At 47.0% G+C, this 23681-nt stretch carries 19 protein-coding genes and 2 tRNA genes; 14 read left to right on the forward strand and 7 right to left on the reverse strand.

Going from position 1 to position 23681, the window contains the following annotated elements; translation table 11 throughout:
• Positions 1-39: 39 nt before the first annotated feature.
• The 4 genes from J4G02_01210 to J4G02_01225 form a co-directional block, all read right to left on the reverse strand.
• The gene (locus tag J4G02_01210) at positions 40-768 is read right to left on the reverse strand and encodes an amino acid ABC transporter ATP-binding protein (protein ID MCE2393214.1); all 729 of its coding nucleotides are present in this window, start codon (positions 766-768) and stop codon (positions 40-42) included.
• A 77-nt stretch (positions 769-845) separates the two neighbouring features.
• A complete protein-coding gene (locus tag J4G02_01215; protein MCE2393215.1) occupies positions 846-2036 on the reverse strand; it encodes an amino acid ABC transporter permease in 1191 nt (396 codons plus the stop codon).
• Positions 2037-2051: 15 nt separating this feature from the next.
• The gene (locus J4G02_01220; protein MCE2393216.1) at positions 2052-3236 is read right to left on the reverse strand and encodes an ABC transporter permease subunit; all 1185 of its coding nucleotides are present in this window, start codon (positions 3234-3236) and stop codon (positions 2052-2054) included.
• A gap of 42 nt (positions 3237-3278) precedes the next feature.
• On the reverse strand, positions 3279-4295 hold the full coding sequence (locus tag J4G02_01225) for an amino acid ABC transporter substrate-binding protein (protein ID MCE2393217.1): 1017 nt from the start codon (positions 4293-4295) through the stop codon (positions 3279-3281).
• 453 nt (positions 4296-4748) lie between these two features.
• On the opposite strand from J4G02_01225, the gene J4G02_01230 reads away from it, so the two are divergent.
• Positions 4749-6512: an NFACT family protein gene (locus J4G02_01230; GenBank protein ID MCE2393218.1), complete on the forward strand. Its 1764-nt coding sequence runs from the start codon at positions 4749-4751 to the stop codon at positions 6510-6512.
• A gap of 59 nt (positions 6513-6571) precedes the next feature.
• Here the strand turns inward: J4G02_01230 and J4G02_01235 are convergent, their stop codons facing one another.
• From J4G02_01235 to J4G02_01245, 3 genes are all read right to left on the reverse strand, one after another.
• Complete coding sequence (locus tag J4G02_01235; GenBank protein ID MCE2393219.1) at positions 6572-8323, reverse strand: iron ABC transporter permease; 1752 nt, start codon at positions 8321-8323, stop codon at positions 6572-6574.
• 60 nt (positions 8324-8383) lie between these two features.
• Complete coding sequence (locus tag J4G02_01240; GenBank protein ID MCE2393220.1) at positions 8384-9865, reverse strand: hypothetical protein; 1482 nt, start codon at positions 9863-9865, stop codon at positions 8384-8386.
• A gap of 172 nt (positions 9866-10037) precedes the next feature.
• Positions 10038-12173, reverse strand: a complete 2136-nt coding sequence (locus J4G02_01245) for a hypothetical protein (protein MCE2393221.1) — start codon at positions 12171-12173, stop codon at positions 10038-10040.
• A 279-nt stretch (positions 12174-12452) separates the two neighbouring features.
• Between J4G02_01245 and J4G02_01250 the strand changes: the two genes are divergently transcribed.
• From J4G02_01250 to J4G02_01310, 13 genes are all read left to right on the forward strand, one after another.
• The gene (locus J4G02_01250) at positions 12453-13433 is read left to right on the forward strand and encodes a hypothetical protein (protein MCE2393222.1); all 981 of its coding nucleotides are present in this window, start codon (positions 12453-12455) and stop codon (positions 13431-13433) included.
• 103 nt (positions 13434-13536) lie between these two features.
• Entirely contained in the window at positions 13537-14433 is an 897-nt protein-coding gene (locus J4G02_01255) for a xanthine dehydrogenase family protein subunit M (GenBank protein ID MCE2393223.1), read from the forward strand.
• Between the two features lie 115 nt (positions 14434-14548).
• A complete protein-coding gene (locus tag J4G02_01260; protein ID MCE2393224.1) occupies positions 14549-15025 on the forward strand; it encodes a (2Fe-2S)-binding protein in 477 nt (158 codons plus the stop codon).
• Between the two features lie 82 nt (positions 15026-15107).
• Positions 15108-17405 carry a molybdopterin-dependent oxidoreductase gene (locus tag J4G02_01265; protein ID MCE2393225.1) on the forward strand — a complete coding sequence of 766 codons (2298 nt, stop codon included), beginning with the start codon at positions 15108-15110 and terminating at the stop codon, positions 17403-17405.
• A gap of 112 nt (positions 17406-17517) precedes the next feature.
• Complete coding sequence (locus J4G02_01270) at positions 17518-18318, forward strand: hypothetical protein (GenBank protein ID MCE2393226.1); 801 nt, start codon at positions 17518-17520, stop codon at positions 18316-18318.
• A gap of 230 nt (positions 18319-18548) precedes the next feature.
• Complete coding sequence (locus J4G02_01275; GenBank protein ID MCE2393227.1) at positions 18549-18833, forward strand: transposase; 285 nt, start codon at positions 18549-18551, stop codon at positions 18831-18833.
• On the forward strand, positions 18821-19669 hold the full coding sequence (locus tag J4G02_01280; protein ID MCE2393228.1) for an IS3 family transposase: 849 nt from the start codon (positions 18821-18823) through the stop codon (positions 19667-19669). Before J4G02_01275 ends, J4G02_01280 begins: the two co-directional genes overlap by 13 nt.
• 12 nt (positions 19670-19681) lie before the next feature.
• Positions 19682-19870: a hypothetical protein gene (locus J4G02_01285; protein MCE2393229.1), complete on the forward strand. Its 189-nt coding sequence runs from the start codon at positions 19682-19684 to the stop codon at positions 19868-19870.
• Entirely contained in the window at positions 19848-20384 is a 537-nt protein-coding gene (locus J4G02_01290) for a hypothetical protein (GenBank protein ID MCE2393230.1), read from the forward strand. The genes J4G02_01285 and J4G02_01290 overlap by 23 nt, the downstream gene beginning before the upstream one ends.
• The gene (locus J4G02_01295) at positions 20336-22768 is read left to right on the forward strand and encodes a PKD domain-containing protein (GenBank protein ID MCE2393231.1); all 2433 of its coding nucleotides are present in this window, start codon (positions 20336-20338) and stop codon (positions 22766-22768) included. Before J4G02_01290 ends, J4G02_01295 begins: the two co-directional genes overlap by 49 nt.
• 166 nt (positions 22769-22934) lie before the next feature.
• A tRNA-Val gene (locus J4G02_01300) sits at positions 22935-23008 on the forward strand.
• 54 nt (positions 23009-23062) lie between these two features.
• A tRNA-Asp gene (locus tag J4G02_01305) sits at positions 23063-23170 on the forward strand.
• Between the two features lie 107 nt (positions 23171-23277).
• Positions 23278-23625 (forward strand): hypothetical protein, encoded by a 348-nt coding sequence (locus tag J4G02_01310; GenBank protein MCE2393232.1) that lies wholly within the window; start codon positions 23278-23280, stop codon positions 23623-23625.
• Positions 23626-23681 lie beyond the last annotated feature (56 nt).

Raw genomic sequence — 23681 nt, forward strand, 5'->3', positions numbered from 1 at the left:
TTATGATGGGTTGATGGTCTGTATCAAATTTAGTCGTCCCTAATGTTGCAGTGTTTGGGAAATAAAAAGTTGAGTACGTTCGTTCTGCGGATTATCGAAGAAAACCCCTGGTGCTGCTTCTTCTACAATCGCTCCTTCATCCATAAAAATTATTCGATCTGCTACCTCACGGGCAAACCCCATCTCATGCGTGACAACCAACATTGTCATGCCAGACGCAGCTAACTCACGCATTACATCGAGTACTTCGTTTATCATCTCAGGGTCAAGGGCGCTTGTCGGCTCGTCGAATAGCATAATTTTGGGATGCATTGCCAAAGCCCTTGCAATTGCCACACGCTGTTGTTGCCCTCCCGAAATCTGTGCGGGAAATTTGTGAGCATGTTCTTCAATACCAACTCTTTCTAATAACGCTAAAGCCTCCGATTCCGCTTCCCTTTTTGATAGCTTCTTCACCCAGATAGGGCTTAACGTTACATTTTGCAGGACGGTCAGGTGGGGAAACAAGTTGAATTGTTGGAAGACCATGCCCACTTCTTGGCGGATACGGTCTATATTACGAAGGTCGTCGCTGAGTTCGATACCATCAACGATAATGCGTCCCCTTTGGTGCGTCTCCAAACGATTTATTGTACGGATGAACGTAGACTTTCCCGATCCCGAAGGACCGCATATCACAACCTTCTCCCCTTTTTTGAACGCGGTCGTAATCCCTTTGAGTACGTGAAAATCGTCGAACCATTTATGGACATCCTCACAGACAATAATTGAGTCAGCCGGAGTATTTTCAAGATCTGCCACTGTTTAATCTCTCCCTTCCTAGAATGCACGAAATAACCTCATCCCTACCCGAATCCCAAAGCATCTTCAATTTTCTGACTGATATATGACATAGAATAACTGAAAACAAAATAGACCACTGCAGCGAATAGATATACCTCAGCTTGCAGTCCCAACCAGTCAGGATTTGCAATAACCGTTTTGGCTATACCCAATAGATCTAGCAGCCCGATGACAGTAACCAGCGATGTATCCTTAAAAAGGCTGATAAACTGCCCAACAATTGCCGGGATGACTGAGCGAAGTGCCTGTGGTAAGACGATAAGTAACATCGTAAGTGGATAATTGAGTCCGAGCGCATGGGCGGCTTCGTGCTGTCCTTTCGGGATCGATTGCAACCCGCCACGGACGTTCTCCGCCATGTAAGCGGCGGAAAAAAGTGTGATACCGAGCATCGCCCGCAAAATTTTGTCAATGCGAAAATCAGGCAAGAAAATGGGGACCATAATCTGTGCCATGAACAGAATTGTCACCAAAGGCACGCCGCGTACTGTCTCAATATACGCTGTCGAAAACCATTTAATCGCAGGGAGATTGCTCCGTCGCCCGAGAGCCAGAAGAACGCCTAGTGGAAATGAGACAACGATGCCAACGGCCGCGAGAATCAACGTTAGTAGCAGCCCACCCCAGTTGCTTGTAAAGACAGTAGGCAAACCCGAAAATCCGTGAAGCCATATCATAGTCCAAGGAAATGAGAGCAGCCAACCGCCCAGAACCCAAGGGCGCAATCCTGTTCTACCACGGGCAAGGAATAGGGCGGCTGCTAGCAGCGCCACCCCACCGAGCAGACCAAATCTATTAAAAAAGGTAGCGGGAAAAAAAGTGAGGATAATCCCAACGCCTCCCCCTATTCCTCCGATGACAAGAGAAAGCCGGAGGGCTAGGCCGCCCCAGATTCCAGAACTCAAGCCCAATAGGAGGCCCAAAGTATAAATCACAACCCATACACGCCAGATCTCCTCTCTTGGATAAGCACCGACGAGAAAAATTTGCAGGTTAGCGGGTATAACGCCCCAATTTGCTTCAGTGAACGCCCAAGTCAAGACTTCCTTAAAGACAACGTATAAAAAAACGATGGCTAAGAGGCTGAAGAGTGCGTTGTACCAAGTATTAAACAGATTTTCCTTCAGCCACCGCAATATGCCCTTCGATTCAGTGGGTGGTTTAACGACTGGGTTCGGTGCTTGCTCTTCCACGTGCTTCTTATCCTCTCATCGTCCGATTCGATTAATCCTGCGGTTGTACCAATTCATGTACGCCGACGTCGCCAAGCTGATAATCAGATAGCTCATCATGATCATCCCAAAGATTGGGATGGATTGTCCGGTTTGATTCATCATCGTATTACCGATGTTAAATAGATCTGGGAAGCCTATTGCGACAGCGAGACTGGAATTTTTAGTGAGATTCAAATACTGGCTGGTGAGCGGTGGTGCGATTACGCGCAATGCTTGGGGTAGGACAATCAACCGCAGCGTTTGAAATTCGTTTAAGCCTACCGCTTTAGCAGCCTCTCGTTGTCCCTTTGCCACGGACTGTATACCACTCCTCACTACTTCAGCGATGAAAGCCCCGGTATAAATAACAAGTCCAACCAAAAGGGCAGAGAATTCGGGTGACAGATATATCCCTCCTGCAAAATTAAAGCCCTTCAAAGCAGGTAACTCCCAAGTATATGGTCTCCCCGGTGTCAGAAACCAGCCCACAAAAGCAACCAACAGAAACGCTGGCAAAGCCCACTTTGCCGGAAAACCGGGCTGCTCCATCTGTCGAAGTTTTCTCAACCGTACGAGATAGAGAATCAATGCTAAAATAAGTCCTCCAACGAGATAACCGAACCAAATCTTCACGCCCGATGTGGGTTGAGGCTCAGGAAGATATACCCCTCGTTGGTTGATGAACACGCCTCCAAAGAATGTGAAGCTCTTCCGGACCGAGGGCAGTTGAAGGATTACAGCGGTATACCAAAACAGAATCTGTAGCAGCAGCGGGATATTGCGGAAACATTCGACATAAATGGCTGCGATCGTTCTGACCAACCAGTTGCTTGATAGCCGAGCGATACCGACAACAAGCCCTAGGATTGTGGCGCACACAATTCCGATAATGCTGACCCTGATCGTGTTAATCACACCTACCCAAAACGCTCTTAGATAGGTATCTGAAGGTTCATAGGCAATTCCCTCGGCTATTCCAAATCCAGCCTCATCATTAAGAAAGTCGAGGTTCAAGGTCAAGCCGAGTCCACGGAGTCCCCTCAACATATTCATGTAAAGGATACCAGCTAACAGGAGGACTCCGACAAGAAAGATGACCTGAAATAGAACACGCAGCACCCGAATATCCCGCCAAAAAGGGATTGTCTCTGATGCACTTTTAGTTGAGTTGTTTTCCATTGTGTTGTGGCTCAAGTGGTAACGCTGAGTTTGCAACGCTCACTAACGGAACGGCATCGCGTACAACAGACCCCCTTGAGTCCAAGGCTTGTTGACGTCGCGCGGTAGGCCAATGGAGGTCAGGTTACGTTCAAAAATTTCGCCATAGTTGCCAACGGCAGCGATAACCTGACGCGCCCAATCTTTCGACAGACCGAGTTTCCCGCCCATATCGCCGGTTTCCCCCAAGAAGCGTCCAATCTCTGGGTTTTTCGATTTATAAGTGCCAACATTCGATTGGGTGATTCCCTGTTCCTCGGCGAAGAATGTGGCATAAACAACCCAGCTAACGACATCGTTCCATTTGTTGTCGCCATGGATAGTGACGGGTCCCAGCGGTTCCTTCGAGATAGTCACATCGAGGATAACGTGCGCCTCCGGGTTCTTCAAGACGTTGCGACGAGCGGCTAGCTGCGATTTATCACTTGTAACTACATCACAACGATCCTGTTCGTAACTGTTGTAAAGGGTATCAATCTCCTCAAAAACCACCGGCTTAAAATCTACCCCTAAAGCCCGCATCGTATCCGCGAGGTTTAGCTCAGTTGTGCTACCAGCGGTGACACAAATACTCGCACCTGCCAACTCCTCTAGGGAGGTAACGCCGAGTTCTTTACGCAGCATGAATCCCTGACCGTCGTAAAAGGTGGGTGGAGCGAAATCTGCCCCCACCTGGGTGTCGCGGGTAAGCGTCCAAGTGGTGTTTCGGATCAAGACATCTATCTCCCCTGTCTGAAGGGCTGGAAAACGTTCCGGTGCCTTTAACGGCACGAATTCAACCTTATCTGGATCACCGAGAATAGCTGCAGCAATTGCCCGACAATAATCCACGTCGAAGCCACTCCATGTGCCATCTTGATTGAGGAAGCTAAAACCGGGCAACCCGCCGTACACCCCACAAACGAGCCTCCCCCTGTTTTTTACTTTGTCCAATACGCTTTCCTGTCCGCTTGCCAGTGGTGGACCTACCAGTGAAATGGCTAGAACAAATACAAAAATGCTAAACCAAACCCTACGCATTAAAATTCTCCTTTTTACTTTTGAATAAAGACGAACTGAAAACCCGTAACTATTAGAAATTGGAAAGCCTTAAGTCGCTTGGCTTTAACACAGATTCTAACACAATTCAAGATAGCTGTCAATCAACCTACTACCAAAGGTTAGGGCAATCGCATCTGTTAATTTGATCAGTTGTAAGCCGCTTCTCCCTATTGGTTCATCCGTTGATTGGTTTCTTTTTTACGTTTTACGCATCACGTTTCACGTCAAGGGGATAGGCTAAGGGGCTAACAGCGGGTCAGAGGTTTCAATCGCGTTCATATGCGATTGCCCTCACCACAGGTCAGTTTTTCGTGCCGTTCTCAGCGGAATTATGGTATAATGAGCAACCGTTCCGCCGGGCGACACGCTGAGAAACGCGATACGCTGAAGGTGTGAGAACCTACGACACATCACTTCCACGAGGTTTACATCATGTCATTCGACAGTCTAGCTTTGCATCTTGTGACGGATGAACTCCGTCGGACAATTCTGAATGGGACCATTCGGCATATTGAACAGTTGAACCCTCACAGCATTGTACTCAAAATCTCCCAAGCAGCCAAGACTCACTTTTTGCTTATTTCAACCCATTCTATTCATGCCCGCGCACATCTCATTGAACGTTCGCCCAAAGGACAGTCTAGGTCCCATTTTGCCGACTTCCTGATGAAGCACGCTCTGCGTGGTCAGATCACAGCGATAGAACAGGTTGGCTTGGATCGGATACTAAAGCTTACTATCGCCCCCACATCCGACGTGCTTGAGGCGTCGCCTAAGTCGATTATCGCAGAGCTGATGGGGAAATACAGCAATATCATCCTCGTTGATGAAGCAAGTGGCAATATCCTCGAAAGCATCAAGCACATTGATGAGACGATGAGTCGCTATCGTGAGGTATTGCCCGGTTTGACCTATACCTCACCACCACAGCAGGATAAATGGCATCCATTAAAATTAGATCAGGACACCTTTATTTCGATCGTTGAAAATCAGGAAGTAAGTTGGCGATTCCTTTTTAATCAGATTGATGGCTTGAGTCCAACCCTTGCCAAAGAAATTATCGCTCGCGTCAGTGATCAGTCTACCCTAGCAGACTTGTGGGAGGCATATCAGCAGGTTGTGGGCTGCTTCCAGCCTTCCCACAGCCAACCCCAAGTGCTTATTGAAGGGGGCAATTCGGGCAAACAGTTCCAACGAGAGGCTGAAGCAAGTAACCATGCTTACTTGCAAGACAGTGATAAAGTTGTCGCTGTGTCTGCATTAAAACTGGCGCAATTTCCAAACACTGAGAGCCGGTTTTTTCAAACAATGAGCGAGGCTCTATCCGCCTACTACGATGCCGTTACTCGTGATGAAGCGATGCAATCTGAGCGGAATGCGTTGCGCCAAATTTTGAACAAGATGACTGCTGCACTGGAACGAAAACAGGTATCGCTACGACAGGATTTGGTAAATGCGGAACAGGCTGAGGATTATCGAATCAAAGGCGAACTCCTCACTGCGAATTTACACCAAGTCGAGCGAGGACAGACAATTATCGAAGTGCAAAACTACTACGCTCCAGATTTAAACGTCCTGCCAATCGAACTTGATCCGCAACTCAGTCCCTCAGAAAACGCCCAACAATACTTTAAGCAGTATACCAAAGCAAAGCGCGGGGTTTCGGTAATCCACCGTTTGATTGCTGATAATGAAGCGGAACAGGAGGCGTTACAGGCATATGTCTCCGAAGTGGAAGAGGCAAAGGGGTTGAAGGAACTTCGAGCGATTCAGTCTGAGTTTGTAAAAAAAGGTTGGATAAAAGAAACCAAGCGTCGGTCCAAGCAGAGCGAATCCGCCGGTGCATTTCGGAAGTATACCTCGCCTGACGGTTTTCAGATTTATGTGGGTCGCAATAGCAAGGAAAATGACCTGCTCCTTCGCCGAATCGCTTCAAGTCAGGATATGTGGTTACACACAAAGCAGATTCACGGTTCACACGTTATTATTCGCAATCCTGAAAAGAAGCCGGGTATTCCAATGCCAACGCTGCTAAAAGCCGCCCAGATTGCAGCGTTTTTCAGTAAAGCACAACACGCTAGCTATGTCCCTGTCGACTATACATGGTTTCGGTATGTCGTCAAACCCAAGGGAACCGCTTCAGGCTTCGTGACTTACACCCATGAAAAGACATTGTATGTTGAACCGAGCGTGTAAAAGGTAAAGCAGTAACCCGCTTTTTGCATTTGCCCCATTAACTTTAACGAGCATATGTATCAAATCTTGAAAATCTCGCCTAAACGTTCCCCCAGGATACGGCCCGCAGAAACTAAGCACGCTATCAGAATAAACATGCCCACCACACCCAACGCACAAGCAATATACGCCCCACCAACCGGACGTTGTGACAGATTCCAAATCGCTTTGGTGATTGGATTATACTGATCTCGCATAGCAAGAATCAAGCTGTCAGCAACTTCCAGCATTGAGAACGAGAACACAAGGATTGAGCCAGCGATGACATTGGCAATGACAAGGGGCAGCGTAATCTTATACAGCGTCCGTGCTGAGTTTGCGCCAAGATTCTGTGACGCCTCTTCCAATGTTATACTGGTCTGCTGAAGGCCCGCGTAAATTGAACGGAGCATATACGGTAAACGTCTCACCGCATAACTGACGATTAGCAGTAAAATCGGGTTTTGTCGAGGATCTAAGATAGATACGATGGACTGGGGCAAATGACGGAGCAAAAGCGTCGTATCCGCAAAGCTACCTACATAGCCAAAAGCGAGCGCAACACCCGGCAAGGCTAAGGGCAGCATAGCGATAGCATCAAGCAAGTTCTTGAAGGGGATGCGCCTTCGAGTGAGAAGATATGAGAGTATAATTCCGAGGAGAAGCGCCAGCAGCGTACTGAACACGCTGTAGAATAAACTATTTTTGATGCTGAGCAGCGTATCTTCTAGCTTGCTCTCATGGCTAAAAACCTCTGAATAATGCTGCAGCGTATAGCTCTGAGGCAGCACAGTCAACCGCCATTGACTCGCGTCAGGGGTCAGCGATGTCAAGATGATACTAATATGCGGCAACAGTGCCATGAATACGATGAATCCCACGAAGCAATAGATGATGGCGCACATCCAGCGGTTTGCCTGAATCTCACGCGAACCAACATGTCCGCGTCCGAGCATCTCATACCGTCCGGTGCCAGTCCAACGCTTAGAAATGTAGAATGCAAGAGCGGTCAGCACAATAATCAAGACGACCAGTGCATACCCCATTGGGTTGACGTTGGCATCGGTAACTTGGCGGAAAATCCGCACAGCGATAACTTCATTGTAGTTGAAAATCAGCGGTGTACCCAGATCAGTGAACGCCCAAATGAACACGAGAATGGCACCTGCGAAATATCCAGGGAGCATCAGCGGAAGTGTCACCGTCCGGAAAAGCATGAAGCGTGATGCCCCCATATTCTCTGCGGCTTCCTCTAAGCTGGGGTCTACATTTGCCAACACTGCGACGACGTTGAGATACATTATTGGGTAGAGATGTAGGGTGGACAGCAGAATAACTCCCCAAAATCCGCTACCGAACCAATCGATTGGTGATGCCAAAGCGATGAGTCCAATCTTGCTCAGAAAGATATTCACGCTACCGTACAAACCGAAAAGCTGCTTCATGCCGATTGCTCCGACGAAGGGTGGCATGATAATCGGAATCAGAATGATCCCTTGCAGGATGTTACGTCCGGGGAAACGGTAGCGGGTCAGGAAATAAGCGAGTGGCAGGGTGATAAGTGTTGTCGTCAGTGTTACTACAATACCCATATTGAAGCTATTGATAACTAACTTGCCGATACTTTCATCCGTAACCATCAGCTTGAAATATTCAATGCTCAGACGGTTATTAATCCAGAAAGATTCTTTGAAAATGTATAGGAGAGGGTATATCAGGAAGACAAAGAAAAAGAAAATAATTGGCAGGAGGAGCAGCAGGACAGAGGGCGTTAAATCGTATTTTCTCAGCATAGATATCTAAGCGGGCTTGCAGAGGGGAGAGGGTATCCTCTTCAAGCGTATCCATCTGCACTAATCATCAATCTTTGTTGCCATAGCGAGGTTGGGAGGAAGCCCACGCATGAGTTCTCGAGGCTTGAAATTTGGCGAGAAATCGTACAACCCATAGTCAAGCAGCCCATCATTTTGAACAATCTTGCCTTCAGCGTGGTCGAAAGCGAGTTCTTTCAGATATTGGTTTTTAGCCCCTATCCGTTGCGCATCCATGTTACGATTCTTTATAGTATCCACAGCTTCCTGAAGTTCAGGTGGAATCAACTGCTGATTTTGGCGCATGTCCAGGTACGTTCTCATCACATGCCAACGCTTGGGACCGCCGTTGTAAAAGGTATAATACGCCCAATGATATGGCTGTAGATCTTGCTTAAGGTCGAGCTCAACTTTGAGCGCTTTAGCATGTTTCCTGTAAAAGTCCAAGCATTCTTTGAAACGGTAGGTCTTATCGCGCTTTATGTGGTAGGCTGCCAAGAACGCACCGATGTGAGGGGCTTTAAGAAGATTAGTGTAATATTTCCCGTACGGATTTTTTTGCCGATCGTAAGTTCCCGCTAATTCTTCTTCTAATCGAGGTAAATAATCATTCCAAGAGAGTGGGTTTCCTTCCCAATCCGTTCCAGGGCTCAGAAACTCGAAAAAAGGAGAATATGCCGGCATACTTGGATCTAAGATGTGCCGAATCAAATTCGGTAAGACAGCCAGGTTATTCTGAGCAATGCCAATATCATCTTCGCCATCTTCGGTTTGACTGAGACCGACTAGGACCTCATCGAAGTGGGTCTCAATTTCAAAAATTTTCAATAGAAGCAATGGATCTATGTCAGCAACTCGGCCCGCAATGAGCGCAAATGGGAAGTAACGTCGTGCATTAAATAGCACGTGCTCCAACGCCTTCGTGCTATAGTCCGGTACCTTCAATCCTTTTTGATATATCAGTTCGGTCGTAGTAATCCCATACACTTCCTGCTCAGTTTTCTGATCGAAATTGTTATAAATCTGATATCCTTGTTCGAGTGCCGGTTGAATTGCTTGTTCGTAGATCTTCTTGTGATCTGCCTGCGCCCCTATGTCGTAAATGATAGGAATTTGTTGCGCGGTATGTTGAGCATATCCGTCTAGTTGAAGTTGAATCAGCCGCTCTTCCATCGTTCTACCGGAGGCTGTAAGTGTTTCCAGAACACCATACGTTGCGGTGTCCTGCACTTTCTTCTCTTGCGTTAGGGTGAGGACTATGCTGTGATTTTTTGTGAGGTAGTACCAGAACGTATCTTTCTCCTTCACCGCGCGGTGCGCTAGATATCCACACAGTGTTAAAAACGACAGCAGACAAATGATTAGAGTAGCTCGGGCAAAGATCCGAAACAGACGTTTCCCTCGCGTAGTGAGAGGAGTTGCCGATATATATGGCGGGAGAATCTCACTCAAGCGATCATTTAGCTCCTGCTGTTCAGAGAAGTATGGCTTAACGGGGTAGGCTTCTAATTTCTTCGGTAGCACGTCCATGATCCTCCAAAAAATTAAAGTAAAGGCGGGGATTAAAATTGGGCTATTATTGCACTCGTTAACTCCTTAAGAGTCCATAGTAGACCCGATCCGTATAAAAAACGTCAAAAAATAGATCACGTTTCACATTTTTGGTTCATTTTTTGAAGTTTTTTTGGGATTGAAGTTAAGCGGTGCTTCTAAAGAAATACTCCAACTGTTCAAGTGGAGTATCCAATTGCATAGGCATCAATTCAGTAATAAGAGATCTAAGTTGATATTCACGCCCTGGGACGCTCTGAAGTTGCAGGTTTTGTGTGTTCAAGTATTTCTTCAATTGCTCCACAAGGAAGGTCTGCAAGCCTTTCCCTGATTCGTGCAATTGTGCTGGTAGCAATGCGGGAACGTTAATGCCGCTGATAAAGATTTCAATCAACTCCAGTTGGTAATCAATCTGTTCAGCAACCTGATCATATTTCTCAATTGCAGACTCACGCACCTTATCATTAAACGCTGCAACCTCACTATGGACAAACTCTGTATAGGCTGTATTCCAATTGTTTTCGTTGAATTGCTTATTAGCGGTACATAACTTTTCCAGCTTGTTTGTTATCTTCATTAGCTGATCTGATAAAGTGATTTTGATGCTCTGATGGAGGGCAGTGGCAAGCTGTGCGAACGTTTTAATGAATTCAAGTTCAAACTCTTTATAATTGTCATCCGATTCCCGCTGCATCAGTTCAATCAGTTGATTAGAAATATTGCGTAAATCCGGAAACTCCTTCAAATGAAGCTGAACTAAAATGTAAGCGGATTTTGCCAAACTAAAACCAACATCATGAGCGGAATTACTAGCTTGTTCTTGAACATCATGAATCGTTTTCTGGATCTCCAACAACCGTTCGTAATAGCTAATTTGCGCCTTGGTTTTATCAAGGGTATAGGTACGGGGATTAGGTACTTCAAACGCTTTCTTCGTCAAGATCTCACGCTTGTCACTGATTTCACGGCGGCGTTGTTTATCTTCAGCATCCTCGAGTGCTTGTGAAAGTGATTGAACAGATTCTTGAAGCAAATCGACTTGGGTGTTAATAGGTGGATAGTGGATGTAGCGGAAATCTGTTGTAATGTCCCGAATCTCCTCTAACAACTCGACCAAGATTTCTTCATACGCTTGATCTTCGAGGGGCGAGTATACTTCTTCTTCCTGTGCCTCTTCTTCATCTAGGAGTCGCTGTACAAATTGATACAGATATTCGAGTTGATGTTCTTGTAGGACAGCCGCTTCTGTGTAGGAGCAAAGTTTATCCCTCAAAATTGCGCAGCCATCAGTGACCGCTCCCCGATCCAAGCTCAACGCTGCGAGGCTAACGTGCATCAAATCCTCCTCAATTTCTGGAAAATTTTTCTCAAAAGCGAAGGCTAGCATCTCATACATCTCATCCGGTATCGGATCAGGGCGATTTTTATCGACAGTTGAGCGGTGACTAGCATCTCCTCTACGCCCACGTTGCCGTGTTTTCGTGATAATTAAGGGCTGCTCTTCATCTTCGTACAGACCGGCAGATCGGCGCCTCGAAGTTTTTTGGTTATATTGATTGATAGCGTCATGGTAGTGGTAAAGCAGTTCCTCACTGCCAAGTTCAATCAGCAATGATTCGATGGTGCTTTTCGGATCGACCGCAATACCTTCTTGCGCTAGTAATCGATTCGACAAAGCCGCAAACCCATCGGCACCCAGATTCCGGAACGACCGTAGTAAGTATGCCCGTTGGTCGTCTATACAGATTTTATGTTGACCGAGCGGTAAAAACTTGTTTGTCTGCTTCTGATCACTATCAAACCAGATCTCCAGAGGATAAGTCTGGTTATAAATTTGAAAATTGATAGATCTGGTATTCAGTTGATCAAATAGCTCCTGGCTCACGCGCGCTAGATCATTGGCATCAATAAGGATAGAAGAAGCATTAGCGTTCGTAAAAAAGTTGGCTTCAATGATTCGGTCTTCTGGAAGGAAGTGACGCCGTTCGATAATGTGTGTGCCCGTTGCGTTTTCGTTTGTAATTGCAATCCGTGGAATATCATAGGCATCGTAGTAGTAATACGATTTCCAACTGAAGGTGCGCCGTCTCATTTTCTCAAACAGTTGATACGACAAGCGTTCTTTTACCTGCTTTTCACGCCGTGTTTCTCTCCCCTCATAGATAGCGATCTCCTCAGTAGTTTCGGGCGGTTGCAAGCTGATTTGCGGAAGCGCCGAAGTCTTTTGCTTTCCTGACAAACGCTCCAGTGTATCCGAAATATACTCACTCCAATTTGCCATGATATCTCCTTAAAAATCTTTATCTATAATGACAGATTAGTCTAAGAATAAAGTGCTTTAGCAGATAACGAATCAATTGTCGTTGATCAGAGCGTAGTCAATAATCCCACTACGCTTGAACACTTTCGTTGAAATTGTTATTTGATTTTCAATCAATATAGTGTATAATTTCTACAGTTTATAGCTATAAATAGATGGAAACATTTAAACGCCCAGTTTCTTATTAAAGTAGGCAAACTATTATATTCATATAAATAACTCATTATAGCATAACTTCGCATGAAAGAAAAGAAGAATTTAACGACAACAGATAGTTCGCAGCAATTAGTAGCTCATAAGTCAATAACAGAAATGACTCAGTTGACCTCAGAATCTCTTAAAAAGACGCTGTCAGAGGTGAATCTATTGGCAGAAGATTTTGAGAAATCTGATAATTTTGTGGATCAGATTGAACATCTAATTGCCGCCCCTCTGGGATTTGAGATATTCCAGAGAAAGATAGTGCGGCTCACCGAAAATCTCAAAGTAATTACTGAGCGCGCAGCCGAAAATCATCGGCATCTCGCTAACACTATCGAAGATGCATACGTACACGCTATCGAGCTCTTAAATATAATTGGCGAAACCCACTCTAGTATTAACTCTCGTTTCAAATTCTGGTTACACTCTTTTCAGACAGGGGATCAACATGAAGAACAGAAGTCGCGCGAACTTTCAAACTTTGCGGAATTTCTCGATTTACTCGCTGAACCACCGGCACGCTATGCCTACTTTTTAGCTTCATTCAAATCAAAGCCATTTCTCATTTGCCGATATATCCCTCCTGACACCGAGTCGCAAACAGATATCGCCTATTCCCTGTCCGCTTATGTTGCACCGCCCACCGGGGCATTTCGTGGCTTAAAAAGGACTTGGAGTAAATTCTTCAAATCTCCCAATAAGAGTGTACTACATCTGTTTCGCAATTCTCACCCCAACTCGTCACTCGGTACGTTCAAAGGACGTTCGCCTGTCTTGGTTGCACCGTATTCCCCCCATCAATATGGTGAGCTAGATCAGCTACCAAAAATTATTTATGATTTCATCAATATCTACGGTATCTCCGGCTGCATTCACGTTCACATGTTGAAACGCGAAGATCAATGTGTTGTATTCACTACGCAGCGGCATGTTGAGTTTGATGGGCGGGCAGCTCAGTTGGCGGACACAGACTGGCCTATCGAATCACTGAAAGATCGTCATCAATTAGTCATTGAATAGATAAACCGATGCAACTATTAAAGAGTTGACAACCCCAATCAGATTTGGTATGCTTTAGCCATGTCAAATTACATTCAGGGTCAACCATTTTGCGAGGCGCGGAATGCCTCGTATTTTCAGGGAGGTCACAACATTGAGGAATTTCGAGTTTTTTGAACCTACAACAATCGAGGAAGCGTCAGCCCTGCTGACACAATACAACGGCAAAGCAAAGCTTTTAGCCGGTGGAACAGATCTCATTATAGAAATGAAAGCACGGACAGCAACGCCCGAGTACGTTATCAGTTTGGAAAAGGTTCCCGGATTAGTGGGCATCGACTATGATGAAGGAAGTGGTTTGCGAATCGGCGCGCTGACGAAGATGCGTACGTTGGAACAAGATACAACAATCCGTGAACGCTATACTGCGCTTGCCGAAGGGGCCAGTGAAGTTGGTGGTGTCCAGATTCGCCACCTTGCAACAATAGGGGGTAACATTAGTCACGGTTCGCCCGCTGCGGATACTGCAGCACCCCTGCTAGCACTGGGCGCACAGGTTAATATTGCGAGTGCCGATGGCGAGCGTACCGTTCCCATCGAAACCTTCTTTTTAGGTCCGGGACAAACCGTATTAGAAACCGGGGAGATTGTCACAGGGTTCAAATGTCCGCCCCGCGATCCGAATGAAGGCTCACAGTATATCAAGCAGAAAATTAGAGAAGTGATGGACCTTGCCTTCGTCGGTGTGGCATCATCTGCAAAAACCGATAACGGCACTGTATCAGATGTCAAGATCGGTCTTGCCGCTGTTGCCCCCACACCACTTCGAGCAACCGATGCCGAAACCATTGTAAATGGAAATTCCCTATCGGCGGAGCTGTTAGAACAAGCCGCTACCGCTGCTTCAGCGCAATCAAGCCCCATTTCAGATCTGCGGTGTTCGGCGGAGCATCGTCGGGAAATAGTTGGGGTTTTGACCCGACGGACACTTCAAGCCGCAGCCGACCGTGCACAAGGCTAGCTGGTAGGTTAAGTTTAGCGTAATCCCGATTTATCGGACGCGTGAGAAATCAGAACGTCATATCTATTTTAGATTCATTCCCGAGCCTTATTCGGAGAACAGAAAGGATAATCCAATGAAGAAGCACCCGGTCTCTTTAACGGTCAACACTGATACATACGATCTATTGATTGAGCCGAGAAAGACATTGTTAGCGACCCTTCGTGATACAATCGGTTTAACAGGTACGAAAGAAGGATGCAGTACCGGCGACTGTGGCGCGTGTACAGTCATTGTAGACGGCAAAGCGGTAACATCCTGTATGATGCTTGGTGTCAGTGCCAACGGTAAGGAAATCACAACCGTAGAGGGGCTAGCAAGCCGAGATCAGCTGCACCCCATCCAGCAAGCGTTTATGGATAAAGGGGGATACCAATGTGGCTTCTGCACGCCGGGATTCATCGTAGCGTCCAAAGCATTTCTTGATGAAAATCCTAATGCGACAGAAGCAGAGGTAAGACACGCACTGGGTAATAACATCTGCCGGTGTACAGGGTATACGAAGATCATTGAAGCCGTGATGAGTGCGGCAGAAGTCATGCGTAATTCGTGATGCTCACTGATTAATCTCGAGATCTTAACCCCTACGCTTTACGCATCACGTTTTGTCTTCCGTTCCAAAAAGGAGATTTTCCATGTCAGAATATGCAGTTCTTGGCAAAAGAGTAACGAGAGTTGATGCCCTAGAGAAAGTTACAGGTGCAGCACAGTATGGAGGTGATGTCCACCTACCCGGTATGCTTCACGGTAAGTTTGTTCGGAGCGAACACCCACACGCAAAGATCCTGAATATTGATACGAGCGAAGCAGAAAAATTACCCGGTGTACGAGCAATTGTCACCCAAGACGATGTCGAGAGCGGACGACGGGTTTTTGCTACTGACAAAGTCCTGTACCTCGGTGAACCGATTGCAGCTGTCGCAGCAACGGATCCGGACATCGCAGAAGAAGCTGCGGATCTAATCGAAATCGATTACGAAGTGCTCCCCGCCGTTCAGGATGTGATGGAAGCTATTCAGCCGGACGCACCACGCCTGCACAGCGATGATACGAAAGATGGACCCGCCCGTCGAGCGATTAGAGCCGACCTGAGAAAGTTGGAGCGAGACAAGTCGCAAGACCACAGCGCGGAGATCGCTGAGTTAAACGCACAGTTGGAAGCCCTTGAGGAGGATGTCTATTACAATATTTCTGCCGAAACGCACTCCGCCGCCGGCGATGTGGAACAAGGCTTCGCCGAATCAGATCTGGTTGTGGAAGATACCTACGTGATTCCACGAGTTCACCAGACCTACATGGAGCCGCACGTCTCCGTCGCTGATGTCGAGTCCACCGGGAAAGTGACAGTCTGGGCAAGCACCCAAGGTCCCTTTGCTATCCGTTCCGGCATTGCCGGCACGCTTGGCATTCCGCTCAATCAGATTAATGTCGTCGCGACGACGATGGGCGGTGGATTCGGTGGACGTTTTGGCGTTGCGTTGACGCATGTCCCCGCTGTTCTCCTCTCCCAAAAAACAGGTCGTCCGGTGAAGATTCAGATGACCCGCGAAGAGGAGTTTACAGACGGTCGTCCGGCACCGGGATGTGTGATTAAGTTGAAAACCGGTGTGAAGAACGATGGCACAATCCTCGCCCGTGAAGGACTGGCTTTCTGGGATTCCGGTTCCGTATCAGGAGCCTCAATCGGCAGTACCATCCGCCTGCGTGGCGTCTATAAGTTCCCACACCTAAAGGTTGATGCGTATGGTGTCTACACAAACAAGTCTGGCACCGCCGCCTACCGTGCACCGGGAACGCCGCAAGTCGCTTTCGCCGGTGAGTCCCAACTCGACGATATCGCCCGTAAACTCAACCTAGATCCGGTTGAATTTCGCCTCAAAAATATGCGGGTTGAAGGTGATCCTGTGCCTGCGGGACCCAACGAGCCCAAGGTTGGTTATAAGGAAACCCTCCAAGCGGTCGCCGATGCGGTGGATTGGAAGAACCGCACGAAAGGACCCAATCAAGGGTGGGGTGTGGCAATCGGCGATTGGACAAATGGCTGTGGACCCGGTGGGATGTTCGTCTCTATCCATGAAGATGGAAGTGCGCGAATCTTCCACGGATCGATGGATATCACCGGCACAGATACGGCACTTGCCCAAATTGTCGCTGAAATCCTGACCCTTCCCTATGAGGAGGTCACAATCTCACGCGGTGACACCAATTCAGCGCCCTATGCCACAGGTTCCGGCGGCAGTGTCGTCACTTTCACAATGGGCAATACCGCTAAGCTCGCTGCAGAGGATACACGGAGACGCCTCCTTGAACTCGCCGCTGAACGGTTGAACACCGATGTCGAATCCCTCGAACTCAAAGATGGTAAGGTTGCAACTATCGAGGCTGATCCGCCGAAGTCAATCGGATTCGGTGAACTGGCCGCATACAGCCTCTCAACAACGGGTGGCCCCATCGTCGGCAAAGGTTCTTTTGCACGGAAGCCTTCCACACCTGCCCTCGCCGCACAGATCGCTAAGGTCGAGATTGATCCAGAGACCGGCAGAATCAAGGTGCTGAAGATGGCAGCCTCACAGGATGTCGGTTTCGCTATCAACCCGATGGCAGTTGAGGGACAAATTGAGGGTGGCGCAGTACAAGGCTACGCTTGGGCGACCATGGAGGAGATGCAGTATAACGAGGAAGGCAACGTGAATCCGGGATTCGTCGATTATCGCGTGCCTACCACCGCGGATCTCCCCACCGTTGAGTCCGTTATCGTTGAAGTAGAAGCGCCCGACGGACCATTCGGTGCAAAGGGTGTCGGTGAACCGCCGATCACCCCAACGCTTGCAACGATGGCAAATGCCGTTGCCGACGCGGTTGGCATCCGGATCACGGAACTCCCAATGAAGCCGGAAAAGGTTGTCGATGCGCTGCACGGTAACGGGAAGTAGGCGTGTTACTTGTGGTTCTGCTCATAGGTACGAAGTAGGGGAAGGTGTCAAACCCTCCCCTACACATTTCTTAGGTTCGATCAAGACAAACAAGCACTCAAGTACAAAAAAGATGGCTATCCAGTGGCATCCGCTGATCGCTCAATTTCTTCGGCACTCTCTGAGCGACCAGATCCAGATACAGGACTCGATTTCACTTGGACAAATGCCGCTTGAAATGGATCTGCCGTTTCAACCAAGCGTACCGATTCAATCGCTTCCATACCCTTATAACTATCTTGGACAATTCACAATCGGGGAGTTCAAAGGAGCGGGAGATACGGCAAATTGGGCGACTATCGCTCAAATCGAAAGCTACGCTTGCTTATACCAGATGCAGCAGAGAATTATTGACCGGAACCAGATCACCCTGTGGGTCATTGCCAGCAAATTTGCCGGTAATTTTCCGCTCTACATCGACGACTTGATACCAATAGGCCCAGGAGTTCAATGCGGTACACTGGCTCACTTCCCAATCTATCAAATTGACCTCGCAACCCTCCCGATTACGCCGGCAACCCTGTCGTTGTTGATGGTTTACAAGGGGACCATAGCGCGTGAAAGGGAAATTGTGCGGTCTTTGGTTGAACATTATCACGAACTGGGTGAGATGAGAAACTTCATCAGCATCTTGCATCCCCAAGCTATCAAGGAGGTATTAGCAGAAATGAATCTCGAAAGCCTACGCGGTCTTGAGCTTGACCTGCCCGCCATTCTGGAACTGTTCCCGCCGGAACAAGTCATCGAAAATATCGGATTAGAAAAAATCATTGAGACCATCGGATTGGAAAAAATCATCCAGAGCCTTGACGCTTCCACTCTCAGCGAGCAAGAACGGGAATCGTTGATTGAGCAGTTGCGGCAGACCAAATGAAAATGACCATTAAAGCCCTTGCGGAAAATGGGCCATTTCGTCGGCACATTGCAGCCTCAAGGAGGTATTAGCAGAAATGAATCTCGAAAGCCTACGTGGTTTTGAACTTGACCTGCCCGCTATTTTAGAACTGTTTCCACCCGAAAAGTTTGTACTGCCATCGGAAATTAGGGCCACCCCCTAAACCAAGATTATGATACAATATCGACTCAATTGAAAGGAGATTTCCGATGGCAAGCCGGAGAAGATTCACCCCTCAATTTAAGGCAGAAGTGGTTATAGAAGCACTTATGGGTCAAAGTTCGCAAGCGGAACTGTGTCGCAAACACAATCTCAGTGCTGACCAACTGTCGAAGTGGAAACACCAGTTGGTTGACAACGCGGCGACGTTGTTTGAATCCACTGATAAGCACGCTAACGACTCTAGCGAACGGATTGCTCAACTGGAACAGCTGGTCGGGCGGTTGACCATAGCGTTAGACATCCAAAAAAAAGCCTCGACTTGGCTCAATTGAACCGGGCACAAAAGCAACAGATGGTAGAGGCGTTGCAGCCTGAATACTCGGTTCGACAAATTTGTGACGCCCTCGACTTGCATCGGAGCAGTCTCTATTATCAACCGAAAACGGACCCTTTTGAACAACCGCTACGGACTGAGATAGAAAAACTCGCAACTCGTTATCCAACCTATGGCTATAGGCGTATCACCCAGTTGCTGGTACGTATGGGATATACGGTTGGCTCCACCCGGGTCGGGCGATTGATGAGAGAACAGAATCTTTCGGTCGCCATCAAACGTGCGTGTCAAACCACCCAATCGGTTGCGGGTTTGGGTCAATGGGTTAATCGGATTGAGAACCTTGACATCTGTCGGCGTAATCAGGTTTGGGGTGGCGATATTACCTATGTCCGACTGAAGGGGCAATTCATCTATGTTGCGGTGTTAATGGATGTGTTCACTCGAATGGTAAGAGGCTGGCAGGTGAGCCGACAGTTGACACAACCGCTCACCTTGAGACCCTTACAACACGCATTAAGCCAAAGTGTTCCAGAGATTCACCACAGCGACCAGGGCGTTCAGTACCTTTCTACCGCTTATGTTTCGACGCTCATCAGTCATGGGATTGAGATTTCGTTAGCCCATAGAGGATGCCCCTGGGACAACGGCTACGCCGAAAGACTCATACGAACCCTCAAAGAGGAAGAGGTCCATCTTAATGAGTACGAGGACATTATTGACGCCAGAGAACGAATTGGGCATTTTATTCTACAGGTGTATAATCACAAAAGACCCCATTCAGCGTTAGGCTATTTAACGCCCGTTGAATTTGACAAACAACTCTTGGTTTAATTTTGATGATTTATGGCCCAAATTAACGGGGGCAGTACAAAGGGTATGTCCACACTCACCTTATCCGATACACAATGGTCAAAAATAGTCGCATTCCTTAAAACCTGTCCCGACATCTACACCGGACAGGAAACTCGCTTAAAGCGCTTTATCCAAGCGGTGCTTTGGATAAAGCGCAGTGGCAGCCAATGGCAACTGTAGTGAACACGGAGAGGCATCACGATTTTACGACTTCCTGAGAGGGTACGAACCAGAAACCCCGATTATGTACGATAAATCTGGCAGAATCGGTTTTGTACAAGAACGGGCACCAGGCATCCTTGAGCTTTCCTACGAGAGCCTACACCTCTTTAAGGGCGAAGACCTCCCAGTAAATCAACAACACGAGATGCGCCACATCATCTATTGGGTTGGACACGGCACGTTTTCGCGTGGGGTTGATATTCTAGACGCCTATAGGCATTCCGAATATTTTGAAGCAGCGGCTCGAATGACGTGGGAAGCCAACCAGAACCGTATTAATGCACAGGCTTATAGCGAGGAGATTGTAAACTGTATTCTGCGTGAGTTCCAAGCGAATCAGGAACCCACCCAAGAGCCACCTCCTGACCGGAATAATTATCAGCTTGACGGGCGGGGGACTCCGCCCCTACAGAAGGAAAACCAATGGATTTTCAATACGTGGCAACTCGGGTTATATTATTATTGGTTATAGGCGTGTTATCTATTTCCATCTTGCTTTTTGGGTGCGGAGACGATAAAAATCCATTAAAGATTGAAACTCTAGCAGAACCAGTCCGCCCAACTCCAACGATGAATAAGGAGGAACGAACAGGTTTTCTTGACTTATCAACTTCCAATATAGAAGCAAAAGATTTGAAAGTGGTAACTTTGGCCGGAGAATCAGATTTGGATCAAGATGGGAAATTCTCGGTCCTGGCCCCTGAAGCAGAAAAACCCCAGCTCCTCTTTTTTAATTCACGTTCCACTGACAAACCAATATATATCGGTGTGTATAATCCTGCTACACAAAAGGTAGAAGCTAACGAGACGTCTACTGCTTTAGCCTTGACACTTATAAATCCTTATCTGATTTTCACTAATGCTGAGCAACGACAGGAATATCTACAAGCTGTCCGTCAGAATCCTCGTTTTGAGGAATTGGTATCCTTACTACAAGATGCCTATCGAACTGAGGCGACAACTGCCCTTGATTATGATAGCAACCCTATCGTATTCCAAGTGGTGGTTCAGCTCATGAAAGAAACAATGGAATCCCTCAGTGTTCAGGCAGCCCCCTCCGGGGCTGCATTCACTCTAGGCGATCCGCCGTATATAGAAGATGCGAACGGAGACAATGTTGTTTTTATGAATCCTCGTCACGTTTTCTATACTGCTGGTGTCTATCCTAATGCTGGAAACCGGTTACAGGATATTGTTACTATTAACCGGAAAGAACAGATATGGGAATACCAATGGGGATGGCCACCTATTGCCTTGTCTAAGTCAGAAGAAACAACCTATTCATTAGGCGATGGATATTTTCATTTATATCTCACCAGGGGATTTGACTTTTCAGATTTTAGTTCGTTTCTTGATATGAGCACCCCAGATGGGCTAGCCACGGTTTATAACGGCGGAAGAGCTATTCTATACATTGTAGAAATTCTCATTGGAAAATTGCCACTCCCTCCTATAACAGGCTTGCCAGCATACCTAAACATCTCTTGGGAAGATTATTGGAATCTATCCAACAGTTTTACAAAGCGGGATGCGGAAGGATTTATTGCGGCCTTTTGTAATTTACTTGTAAACAATTCTGAAGGAATTGCTTACTGGATCTGGCAAGAAACTGCGAATGAAGGTGCACACCAATTTATCAAAACTGCTGCGGGATTGTTAAAGAATGTTGCGGTTGTTCTTAAATTACTTGCGTTTGTAAACGAGGAAGGACCCTTTATATGGGATCTGGTTACCGCGCCCAAGACAGTCAGTTATTATGTGACCCAGCAGAATGGAGAGATTATTGATACGGAAGAAAATAGATCGCCTCAGGCAGAATTTACCTTTGATCCGCCTGCTGGGATCGTGGGAACAATCTTCAGCTTTGATGCCTCTTCTACCGCTGATAACGAGGATGATGTTATTGCGCTTGAATTTCGATGGGATTGGGAAACGGACGGCACATGGGACACTGATTGGCAACAGAAACCATCTGCAACGCATATATATGAAGAAAGCGGTTCTTACACAGTAACCCTTGAGGTTAAAGATACCCAGGGGTTAATTGGATCGATTTCTCACATCTTGAGCGTGGGTGGAGGAGCCGGCACCGCAACACACATCAAGCTATTTAGAGATAACCTCCCCTGGGACAGTAATGCAATGGTCGTCGCACTTGTGGAACTTGGGTTTACCGAAGGTAAAGGTGCTAATACCTATGAAATTATTGATTCAGTCCAAATGGGCACGGTACCTCTGATCCCGGGTGAGGATCTCGTTATTATTTCTAATGATCAGGGCCAGAACTACTATAACAACTATGCTGCCAGTCAAATCCGTTTTACAAATTTTGTCTACACAGGTGGTTCAATGTTTTGGGGAGCTTGTGATCAGGGATGGGCAGAAGGTTCAATTTTAAACGCAGGGATTACATTGCCGGGCAATATCAAGATAACCCATGAACCTGATCACAACAACTTAGTTGCACAACCGGATCTTCCTTTGGTAAAAGGTTTGCCAGAAACGCTCACAGGCAACCGTGCCAGTCATGAGAACTTCAGGGACCTTCCCGAAGGGACGATAGTCTACTGCCGAGATACTACGGAGAGTGCAACGCTGATTGAATTCAATCTAGGAGGAGGTTGGATGATTGTTACAGGTCAGCCGCTTGAGTGGGGATATGATCGCCGTGAAGACTTCTCTATAGGGCGATTATTGCCGCGAGTCATCTCTCATTTCACAGGGCGGGATATACCAGCAGCACCTGCTGCCATTTCGACTGTTCATCGGAGCAATATAACTTTACTAAATAAACCAAGCCACATTACCGCAAAGGGCTTATTATCAACCACATGGGGAGAAGTGAAAGGCAGGTAGGGACCGATTACCTTTATGTAACCATATGACCACACCCGACAAATAGTCGTTGCCTGTTCCCTTAGCCTGAGACCGAACCCGTATACGACTTGACTTCAGCGTTTTATCTGAAGGTGAATGATGAAAAACCACCAAGATTAAATCCTGTGAATTAAGGTTGGATTTTGGGTGGGTAGCTCAGTTGGCCAGAGCGATGGCCTTACAAGCCGTAGGTCACAGGTTCAAGTCCTGTTCCGCCTATCCCGATTAATCGGGATGAAACGTCGGGACCAGAATTAAAAGCGACCCTTGTCGGGCCCGTAGTGTAACCTGGTTTAACACATCTGCCTGTCACGCAGAAGATCAAGGATTCAAATTGGACTCTGGCAGCCCCAGTATAACTGTAGCCTCTCGGCGTTGCCATCAGAAAGTTGATAGAATCATATCCATTGCATTTGGGTGGATTTGTAGCCTGTATTATAACCTATTTGCTGTCCAAGTGCATAACCTCTACAAGGTATTGGACTCTAGTGAAAATTGCCGAAAAAGCGGAGGGGTTTATCATGGTACGCTTTAATATGGATAATCCTGTGTCGGGTCAATTACTATTTCTACTGATGTTTTTCTGCTATATCGGCTGTAGTGATGAGTTAAATGAATTTAGCATTATAGTTTACAATGAGTTGGAGGTACCAGTGTTGATATATCTGGACAGTATAGAATATGGAAACGTTACGCCTGGAGATAATTCGCGGATTGATAATGTTTTAGCTGGGCAACACACTTTTCAAGCAGAAGCCGCGGGTTACGCACTCATTGAAATGGCGATTAATGTTGAGCAAGATATTGAATGGACTATTCACAGAAAGGAAGACTGACTAGGTTCTGTTGACATTTCATTGTAACTAGATAATCGGTAGGTGTGCACAGACAC

It is taken from the genome of Candidatus Poribacteria bacterium, from assembly GCA_021295755.1.
Classification (GTDB): Bacteria; Poribacteria; WGA-4E; order WGA-4E; family PCPOR2b; genus PCPOR2b.

Excerpts from the sequence above, each read along its gene's own strand:
- J4G02_01220 (MCE2393216.1), bottom strand. The coding sequence starts at position 3,236 with ATGGAAAACAACTCAACTAAAAGTGCATCAGAGACAATCCCTTTTTGG.
- J4G02_01225 (MCE2393217.1), bottom strand. The coding sequence starts at position 4,295 with ATGCGTAGGGTTTGGTTTAGCATTTTTGTATTTGTTCTAGCCATTTCA.
- J4G02_01230 (MCE2393218.1), top strand. The coding sequence starts at position 4,749 with ATGTCATTCGACAGTCTAGCTTTGCATCTTGTGACGGATGAACTCCGT.
- J4G02_01235 (MCE2393219.1), bottom strand. The coding sequence starts at position 8,323 with ATGCTGAGAAAATACGATTTAACGCCCTCTGTCCTGCTGCTCCTCCTG.
- J4G02_01245 (MCE2393221.1), bottom strand. The coding sequence starts at position 12,173 with ATGGCAAATTGGAGTGAGTATATTTCGGATACACTGGAGCGTTTGTCA.
- J4G02_01250 (MCE2393222.1), top strand. The coding sequence starts at position 12,453 with ATGAAAGAAAAGAAGAATTTAACGACAACAGATAGTTCGCAGCAATTA.
- J4G02_01255 (MCE2393223.1), top strand. The coding sequence starts at position 13,537 with ATGCCTCGTATTTTCAGGGAGGTCACAACATTGAGGAATTTCGAGTTT.
- J4G02_01260 (MCE2393224.1), top strand. The coding sequence starts at position 14,549 with ATGAAGAAGCACCCGGTCTCTTTAACGGTCAACACTGATACATACGAT.
- J4G02_01265 (MCE2393225.1), top strand. The coding sequence starts at position 15,108 with ATGTCAGAATATGCAGTTCTTGGCAAAAGAGTAACGAGAGTTGATGCC.
- J4G02_01270 (MCE2393226.1), top strand. The coding sequence starts at position 17,518 with ATGGCTATCCAGTGGCATCCGCTGATCGCTCAATTTCTTCGGCACTCT.
- J4G02_01275 (MCE2393227.1), top strand. The coding sequence starts at position 18,549 with ATGGCAAGCCGGAGAAGATTCACCCCTCAATTTAAGGCAGAAGTGGTT.
- J4G02_01285 (MCE2393229.1), top strand. The coding sequence starts at position 19,682 with ATGGCCCAAATTAACGGGGGCAGTACAAAGGGTATGTCCACACTCACC.
- J4G02_01295 (MCE2393231.1), top strand. The coding sequence starts at position 20,336 with ATGGATTTTCAATACGTGGCAACTCGGGTTATATTATTATTGGTTATA.